The sequence below is a fragment of the Bacillota bacterium genome (assembly GCA_040754675.1).
Taxonomy (GTDB): domain Bacteria; phylum Bacillota; class Limnochordia; order Limnochordales; family Geochordaceae; genus Geochorda.
In genome coordinates this window covers 1-8,597 of record JBFMCJ010000151.1, presented here as the reverse complement: position 1 = coordinate 8,597, position 8,597 = coordinate 1, and the positions used below count along the sequence as shown (strand labels likewise).

The 8,597-nt window shown below is 71.7% G+C and carries 7 protein-coding genes; all 7 read right to left on the bottom strand.

The annotated features are described in order from the left end of the window. The coding region (locus AB1609_10285) for a PIG-L family deacetylase (GenBank protein ID MEW6046854.1) at nt 1–318 on the bottom strand (318 nt) is incomplete at its 3' end. A gap of 17 nt (nt 319–335) precedes the next feature. Further along, nucleotides 336–1,067 carry a glycosyltransferase family 2 protein gene (locus tag AB1609_10280; protein MEW6046853.1) on the bottom strand — a complete coding sequence of 244 codons (732 nt, stop codon included), beginning with the start codon at nt 1,065–1,067 and terminating at the stop codon, nt 336–338. A 45-nt stretch (nt 1,068–1,112) separates the two neighbouring features. Then, nucleotides 1,113–4,922, bottom strand: coding sequence for a carboxypeptidase-like regulatory domain-containing protein (locus tag AB1609_10275; GenBank protein MEW6046852.1), 3,810 nt, complete (start codon nt 4,920–4,922; stop codon nt 1,113–1,115). Further along, nucleotides 4,919–6,058 carry a hypothetical protein gene (locus AB1609_10270; GenBank protein MEW6046851.1) on the bottom strand — a complete coding sequence of 380 codons (1,140 nt, stop codon included), beginning with the start codon at nt 6,056–6,058 and terminating at the stop codon, nt 4,919–4,921. Before AB1609_10270 ends, AB1609_10275 begins: the two co-directional genes overlap by 4 nt. A 43-nt stretch (nt 6,059–6,101) precedes the next feature. Continuing rightward, complete coding sequence (locus AB1609_10265) at nt 6,102–6,629, bottom strand: hypothetical protein (GenBank protein ID MEW6046850.1); 528 nt, start codon at nt 6,627–6,629, stop codon at nt 6,102–6,104. Between the two features lie 219 nt (nt 6,630–6,848). Beyond that, a complete protein-coding gene (ahcY, locus tag AB1609_10260) occupies nt 6,849–8,117 on the bottom strand; it encodes an adenosylhomocysteinase (protein MEW6046849.1) in 1,269 nt (422 codons plus the stop codon). A 16-nt stretch (nt 8,118–8,133) separates the two neighbouring features. After that, nucleotides 8,134–8,597, bottom strand: a 464-nt coding sequence (locus AB1609_10255; protein ID MEW6046848.1) for a methionine adenosyltransferase domain-containing protein, incomplete at its 5' end; no start/stop codon positions are given.

The following is an 8,597-nucleotide window of genomic DNA, read 5'->3' as shown; positions in this document are numbered from 1 at the left end:
GTTGTCCACCGAGTCGGACAGGTACCGGTTGGGGAGCGCGAGGGTGACCCGTGCGGCCACGCCCAGTGTGCGCGCCGCCGCGTGGCTTTCCTGGTGGCGCTTTTCCGGGGAGCCGTGCGGGGTCGGCTCGCCGTTGGTGAGGTCGAGGATGGCCACGCCCAGCCCGCGGCGCGCAAGCGACGCCAGCGTGCCGCCCGCGGCCAGTTCCACGTCGTCCGGATGGGCGCCGACGGCCAGGACGTCGACCGGGCGTTCCAGCCCGGAACCATACGTGCTGACGATACTCCCCCGGGGCAGCTCGCCGAGTTCCGTCTCCAATGGATTTGACCCCCCAGCTAGCAACGACAGCCGGCCGACCGGCCCGGCGCGCTCAGGCGCCGGCACGCCTCCCCGGAGAGCGCCCGCCGCAGCACCTCCTCGTAGTAGCGGCGGCGCATCACCGGTTCGTCGAGGCTGCCGCCGAAGCGGCGCTCGAAGTTCACCTTGTAAATCAGCGGCACCGGCACCTCCACCACGCTCAGCCCGTGCCGCCACGCCTCCACCCAGACCTCCAGCGGCATGCCGTACCCCGGCTCGGCCAGATGCAGCCGCTGCAGGGCCTCGACCCGGTACCCCTTGAACCCGCAGAACGCATCGGTGATGCCGAACCCGGTCAGTTCGTTGATGCGGCGCGTGAAAGCGCGGTTGATGGCGAGCCGATCCAGCGGCGGCTGCCCCTCCCCCGGAAGCGGCCGCAAATAGCGGCTGCCCGACACGATGTCCCACCCTTCGGCCAGGGTGGCGAAGAAGGAAGGGATGAGTTCCGGCTCGTGCTGCTCGTCACAGTCGATGGTGACCAGGTGCCGGTAGCCGCCGCGGAGGGCCCACTGGAAGGCGTCCATCAGCGCACGGCCGTAGCCGAGGTTCGTCGGATGCCGCAGCACCCGGATGCCGGGAAAGCGCCCCACGATGCGCGGCGTACCATCGGTTGAACCGTCGTCCACCACCAGCACGTCGGCGTCAGGCGAAGCCTGCAGCACCCTGCGCAGAACGCCCTCGGCCGAACGCTCCTCGTTGTAAACGGGGATGGCTACCAGCCGAACGCTCGCCAGCCCAGACAGCCTCCTCGCAAGCTACGGCATATTGTACCTCTCCATCAACCAGCCCGTCAGCCGGACGAACAGGCCCCCCTGAAGCTCGGGGGCCAGCCGTTCCGGATGTTCCAGCCCGGGGGAACGGGCCACGACCCGCCAGCCGAACTCGGCCAGCATCCCCCCGTCGCCGGCCGGCAGCAGCACGTACAGGCCGGCCGCCGCCTGGACGCCACGGTAAAGCTCCCGCAAGTTGCCGCGGATGGCTGCCCCCGCGGCTTCGGTGAACCAACCCCATGCGTTGCCGAATGGCCCGCGAGTGCCCAGCCTCAGCATGGACGTGTCCACCGCAGCGACCGGTCGAGGGCCCCCAGCGCGCCGCCACAGCGCCGAACCGTAGAGGGTCAGGCGCCCCGCCCCTGGCGCGCTGGCATCCGCCTCGCCAGCCGGCCCTGTTGCAGAGGGGGCGCCGGGGCGCAGCGCGTGTACCGACGCCGAAACGGAAACCTCGGACGCCTCACCCTCATGCTTTGCCTGCGCCGCCACGACGCCGGGCCCGCTTGCCCATACCCCCTCGACCTGCAGCCGCCTCCCGGACGCCGCCGGATGGGCCGGCCAGCGAGCCGACGCCGAAAGCCTCCAGGGGAGCGCGGTCCCGGCACCGCAGCCCACGCCGTCAGGCCGCCTGAGGGCCGCTTCGGCCTCGATGTACTTCGGCGTGACGCGCACCTCCACCCGCGACCCCGGACCCGAATAGCTCGCCGTCACCTGCTCCCATTGAAGCCGGGTGGAGGTCGCCAGCGCCTGCGTGGAGAGGCGCACGGCCTGCCCCGGGGAGATCTCGCCGCGGAGCCTGACCTCCGGAGGCGCCAGCCGGCCCTCCCGGTCGCGCCCGGCTGCCAGGGTGGCCCGCCCGCCGAGCTTGAGCGTGTCGTGGGGTCGGGCCGAAACCTCCGTCCAGAAGTCAATGGGCTGAACGCCGGCGAAATACCTGCCGGCTGCCCGCACCGCGCCGCCTGCCGACACCTGCATCGCCCCGATCCGGAGGTTCGGGAGAGTTACGGCGGCTTCTGCGTAAGGGTGCACGGCTGCCGTGCCGTCGAAGGCGCCCCCAATGCGGCCCTTCAGGAGCACAGGCCCGGGCGCCGCCGACCCTCCGGCGGCCCGGCGGGGAACAGCAAAGTCCAGCCGGGCGTAAACGTCTGCCGCCTGGGACCATCCCGCGCCGAAGCCCACGCTTCGCAGCGCCCCATCGAGTGGCCCTGGCGCCAGCCGCCACTCCACCTCGGTCCGGCCGCCCGGACCCGAGCTACCGGACAGGCTTAACGGCACCGCCCGCTCTCCTCCAGGGGCCCCGTCGAGGTGCCGAAGCGAAAGCTGCACCCGATCGGCGCCTCCGGGCAGCAGGCTGCCTTCGACCAGCGCACCCCAGCCGCTTCCGCCGCTTCCCCGCATCACCTCCACGGCAACCCGGCGCGCGCCGACGGAGCCGTCCCAGCCGGCACCGGCGAGCCAGCGCGTTCCTTCGGCGGCGGAGCCGTCCGGGTCGAGGCGCAAGGCGGCCCATACTCGCCCTTCGGAACCGGCATCCGCCGCCCGCACCAGTGCCAGCGGCTGGCGGGTGCCCTCACCGCTTTCGTTCGCCTCCAGCGTGCCCTCGGACCTCCACAACGCCGTGACGCCTGGCTCCACACCCGGCCCCGCAGGGCCCTCGCCGTCCGGGGCCCACCGCCAGACCACGCCCCGTTCGGGAACCCATGCCAGATCCAGGGGGCCGCCGTCACCAAGCGGCCGGGGCGTTTCGGCCTCCCTCCCGGCGGGCGCTGGGCCTCCCAGCCGGCCCAGGTTGCCGATTACCACCAGGTGATCGCCGGATGCGAAGACCACGCTCTCGATGCGGGCGCTCCCGAGCAGGGGGCGCTCAGAGGCGGACAGGTTGCCGGAGGCCCTGGCGAGTGACCCCGGGCCCGACGCTTCCAACGTAAACCCGACATCCCCACCGTAACGGCCCCCCTGCACCCATTCGAAGCGTCCCGCCGAGACGGCCGAGAGCTCCCACGCCGCTTCGGCGCCACCCCCCTCCTGCCCGGGCGCAGCCAGGACAACCGATGAGATGCCACCCGGGTCCACCACGAGGGCGACCGGCTGCCCCGCTTTACCCGGCGCCAGAGCATGGGGGATGGCATGCTCCACGCGCAGCACGTGCAGGCCGGCGGGCAGCGCCATCGTGAACAGGCCGTCCTCATCCGCCACTGCGAAGCTCCCGTCCTCCGCGACGACGAACAGAGGCCGGCGGGCCGTGCGGGTGCTCCCCTCGATCCGGCCAACGACGAGCCCTCCCCGGTCAATCCCCGCTTCCCCCAGCGCCAAGCCGGCCGTCACCGGCTCCATGGAGAGCACCGCCGACAGGCGGCGAAGGGAGCCCGTCGCTCTCGCCACCACCTCGCTCTTGCCGGCGGCCAGCGGAGTCACCACGGCCCTTGCCCTCAGCATCGCCACCTGTCCGGGCACGGGCGCCTCGAGCTCCCACACAAGCCCGCTCGCGGTGGGCTGTATCCGTCCGGCGTTAGCGCTGTGCCAGGAACCCGGCAGCACGAGCAGGGCGGGGTCGAGTTCAAGCTCGATGCGAGCAGCACCGGGATCGGGAGTGCTCCCCGGCGTCTCGGCCCCCTCCGGCGGGAAGCTCACCGAAAGCTCTACCTCCGCCACGTCGCCCGCAACGACCCGCTGACGGGCAGGCGGAGGCCGCAGGGCCAGGGCAAGCCGGGGTCCGGGCACGGGCAGGAGGTGGAGCCATACCGGGGAGACGTCCGGGGCCGCATCGGGCGGCAGGAAGACGTCCCGCTCGCCATACCCGTAGCCGGGAGCCTGGGCACCGACACGGTAGTGGCCCGCTTCGAGGCCATCAAAACGCGCCACCCCGTCCTCCCCGGCAATGGAGACTCGCCCCGCTTCCCTTCCATGCTCGCTCACCGTCACCCGCGCCCCGGCCACCGGCCGCCTCTCGGGGCCCCCCGTCACCTTGACGCGCAACACGGCGGTGCGCGACCCGTCGACGGCCTGCAGAGCGCCTCCCCCCAGCGTCCGCAGCGTGATGGGATCGGACAGGGCGTAGCAGTAGAAACCCGCCGTCTTCACCGGGAAATCGGCCCACGAGCGGGACCACTCGATGCGGCTCCAGCCTGCCCGTACCGAGAAGATGCGCCCGCGGGCCCCCGCGGCGCTTGCGTCGCACGGACCCGTGCTCTGCTTCCACGCGGCCACGCTGAGGAGGCCGTCGGCCGGGCGGTAGAGGTAAAAGCTCAGGTTTTGCCCCGACCGGATGTCGTAGGGATCCGGGTAGGCCACGACCGGCGTGGTGTCCACGGTGGTGGCGCTCATGGTGTAGTCGACGGCAAGCTGGTACGGGCTCGGGCTCGCCGGGTCGGCCCACGTGGGCCGGAAGCGAAAGACCAGTTCCCCGGCCCAGTCGCCCGTGCCCTGATAGACGGTGGCCGTTGCGTTCTCCATGGGCCGGAAAGAAAGGGCCTCCGACGGGTGCCTGCGGAAAGCCCACTCAAGCCGGCCAACCGGTATGAGGTGACCCTGCCCGTCTCCCAGGTAGCCCGAACGGGGTCGCATGGTCAGCGCTACCGGACCGGCCTCCACCGGCGCGCCGAACCCGACGATCCCCACGACCGACGTCTGGCCGGGCCGGACAGGCTCGCCCGCGAGGCTGAGCCCGCCGCCGCCCACCTGAGGCTTCCAGGCCCGGGCCGGGGTGGCAAGAAGCGCCACCCCGACCAGGCTCCCCCCGACGACCCCCGCGGCCAATGCTCGTGCCAGAGCACCCCTGACTCGCCGCATCGTCATGGCGTGGCTCGCCCCTCCGATCCCCTGGCCAGCGAGGGCGCCACGGCCAGCGAGAGCGCCGCCTGAGCCACCCGGCGCGCCCCGTCGAGCCACTCCACGTCGACCTGATACTCTCCGGCGCTCAGAGGGGCAGGCCACGGCAGTTGCACCCTGTCGACGGCCCCGGGTTCAACGGTGGGGCCGCGCACGGTCGTGCTCCGCTTCTCCCCGTCTTTGGCCGTGACAGAGATCTCCAGAACGGGCGCCACGGGACGCGAACTCCGGTTGTGCACGGAGGCGACCACCACCGGGATCCCGGCCGCATCCGCCTCCACGGCCAGGCTGAGCGCGCCCGCAAGACGCGCCAGTTCGTAGGGGCGTATGACGTCGAAGCCGGCAGCGAGCTTCTGGGCCGCACCTCCCTGCCCGGCGAGCGCCGCCTGCACCACGTACCGGCCGGGGGGCAGCAACCCGGGTCGCCACTCGGCCCGCAGCAGGCGAACCGCCCCGGGAAGCACCGTGGCCGGCCCCAGGTGGATCCGGCCCTGCAATTGCCCATCGGGCCCCACCAGGAGCGCCTCGCCCCGGGCCGTCTCATCCCTCGCCCCGGTGTTGCGGACCTGCGCCACCACCTGGACCGGCTGGTTAGGGGTCTCCTGCTCGGCCCACACCCCTTCGAGGCGCAACGATGGCTGCGTTGACGCCCCCGGCCCTCGCAGGAACAGCAGGACCGCCACCACCAGCGACCCGGTCGGAACCGGCGTCCGGACCAGCGCGGCCAGGTACACCCCACCGTGAGGAGGCCTGTGAACGTCGAACCAGAGCGCCCTTGTCTCGCCGGCGCGGAGTTCGGCGCTGGTCCACGACGGGCGCACCGACCGGATGGCCAGATCGCGGTGCTCCGGATCCGTAAGGAAAACGGGGTATCCGTCAGGGTCGTGAGTTAGTCCTGCTAACTCCACCTGCACGGGAACGGGCTGTCCAGACGTGTTGGTGACGTAGACCGGCCCGAGTCTACCGCCCGCATGGCCGGCGTCACCGTCGAGCATCAGGGGGCTGACCCGGATGGAGCTCGACGCGGGCCCGGGCGCTGCCGCGACGAAAGCCACAGCAACAAGCCCCAACAGACCTTTGCGGAGTGCGGGTACCGGCAGCACGGCACGTTCCCCCTCTCGCGAGCTGGCGCGGCACGCCGCCACGTCAGATCTGCCGCGCCAGCACCAGGGTCAGGGTCATCGCATAGGTGCCGGGCTCGTCGTCGAAGGTGGCAGCGTACTCGAAGACGACCGATACGGGCTGGCCGGCCTCGCCCGTGGGAGCGCCTCGCGCGAGCTCCTGTTCGGCCACCTCGCCCAGATAGCCGCTGGTGGCGCCGACCCGAAAGCCGACCGGGTTAGCGGTGGTCTCGCTGGTGGCGGCCGAGCGCGGCCGCGCGCCCTCAGCCGCCTGCAGCTTGAGAATCCACGGCACGTTGGCCTTGACCGGGATGTCCAGCTTCTGCTCGAGCGTCCGCCCCGGCGCCACGTTGGTGATGGAAACGGTGAGGCCGCTTGGTACGCCGAGTTCCAGAGCCTCGGCGACCAGAACCTGCAGGGTGACGGCCGACGCGGCCGCCCCGGCACCTTGCGCCGGCGCTGCCGCCATCAGGGCGAAGGCCGCTGCCGCCGCTGCGGCCACTGCACCAGGTTGCGACAGCCACCCGGGCGCTGGTCTACCGCCGGACCTCATGTCGCCCAACCCCTCTCCTGCCGAGCGGCCGGTCAGGGGGTCACGAGCGATGGGCGACGCGGTCGAGCGAGGTTGCGGGCGGGGTTAGTATAGCCGACGTTAACCGTACTGTCATCTGCCGGCATAAGAAACGGCCGCCGGCCCCGGGTCAAAGGCTCGCTTGTGCCCGGGCAGAGAACCGCCGGCCGCCCTCGTTCTACTCCGGGAACCCGGGCCCTCTCAGGTCCCCTCTTCCCAGGCCGATAGGTAGCGCTCCTGTTCCTCGGTCAGGTTGTCAATGGCCACGCCCATGCACACGAGCTTCAGCCGCGCCACCTCCCGGTCGATGGTGTCCGGCACGGGGTAGACTTGCGGCTCCAGACCGCCGCCCTCCCGCACCAGCCACTCCACGGCCAGCGCCTGGTTGGCGAAGCTCATGTCCATGACCTGTGCCGGGTGCCCCTCCGCCGCCGCCAGATTGACGAGCCGCCCCTCGCCTACCAGCCGGACCCGCTTGCCGCCCGGCAGCTCGAACTCCTCCACGTTCGGCCGCACCTGGCGCCGTGACTTCGAGAGCGCTGCAAGCGCCTTCACGTCCACCTCGACGTCGAAGTGGCCGGCATTCGCCAGGATGGCCCCGTCCTTCAGCCGCAGGAAATGCTCCTGACGCACGACGGCCGTGTTGCCCGTCGCGGTGATGAAGACGTCGCCCTGCGGCGCCGCCTCGGCCATGGGCATCACCTGGTACCCGTCCATGACGGCCTCGAGGGCTCGCAGCGGGTCCACCTCGGTGACAATGACCCTGGCCCCCATGCCCCTTGCCCGCATGGCGATGCCTCGCCCGCACCACCCGTACCCGGCGACGACCACCGTACTGCCGGCGAGCAGTACGTTGGTGGCCCGCAGGATGCCGTCAATAGCCGACTGCCCCGTGCCGTAGCGGTTGTCGAACATGAACTTGGTCCGCGCGTCGTTGATCGCCACAATCGGGTAACGCAGAACGCGGTCCCTGGCCATCGCCTGAAGCCGGACGACCCCGGTGGTGGTCTCCTCGGTGCCGCCCCGCACCCCCGCCAGAAGCTCCTGTCGCCGGGTGTGCAGCGTGGTCACCAGGTCGGCGCCATCGTCCATCGTGATGGCGGGGCCGTGGTCCAGGGCCTGGCGGATGTGGGCGTAGTACTCCTCGGAGGTGACGCCTCGCCGGGCAAAGGTGGGGATCCGGTAGACCGAGTTAAGCGCCGCCACCACATCGTCCTGGGTGGAAAGGGGGTTGGAGGCGCACAACCGGACCTCCGCGCCGCCCGCCGCCAGCGTGCGCACCAAGTTGGCCGTCTCCGTGGTCACGTGCAGGCAGGCGGAGATACGAACCCCGGCCAGCGGCCGTTCGGCCGCCCACCGCTCGCGGATCTGCGCCAGAACGGCCATGAACGAGTCAGCCCACTCGATGCGCCGCCGGCCCAGCTCTTCGAGCGAAGCCGCCGGCGACGCCGGCACCGCTGCATCGGGCATGGTCGGATCCTTCCTCTCAGTGCTGCCGACCGGGCGGCTCCGACGCCGCGGCCGCGGCGCGGGCCGAGTGGGCCTCGAGCCACGCCTGCGCTGCCCGCTTCAGGGGCTCGACCAGGTCGGTGCGCTCCCAGGGTAGATCGAGTTCGGGGCGGCCGAAGTGGCCGTAGGTGGCCAGCTGCCGGTAAATGGGCCGGCGCAACTGGAAGCGCTCGATGAGGGCCGCCGGGCGCAGATCCACCAGCCGTCCGGCAATCTCGGCCAGCACCGGGTCGGGCAGCTTCCCCGTGCCGAAGGTATCCACCATGAACGAGATGGGGCGCGCCACGCCGATGACGTAGGCCACCTGCACCTCGCAGCGCTCGGCAAGGCCCGCGGCAACCAGGTTTTTCGCCACGTAACGGGCGGCGTAGGTGCCCGTCCTGTCCACTTTGGTGGGGTCCTTGCCGGAGAACGAGCCGCCGCCGTGCCGCGCCATGCCCC

Excerpts from the sequence above, each read along its gene's own strand:
- AB1609_10265 (MEW6046850.1), bottom strand. The coding sequence starts at position 6,629 with ATGAGGTCCGGCGGTAGACCAGCGCCCGGGTGGCTGTCGCAACCTGGT.
- ahcY (MEW6046849.1), bottom strand. The coding sequence starts at position 8,117 with ATGCCCGATGCAGCGGTGCCGGCGTCGCCGGCGGCTTCGCTCGAAGAG.
- AB1609_10275 (MEW6046852.1), bottom strand. The coding sequence starts at position 4,922 with ATGACGATGCGGCGAGTCAGGGGTGCTCTGGCACGAGCATTGGCCGCG.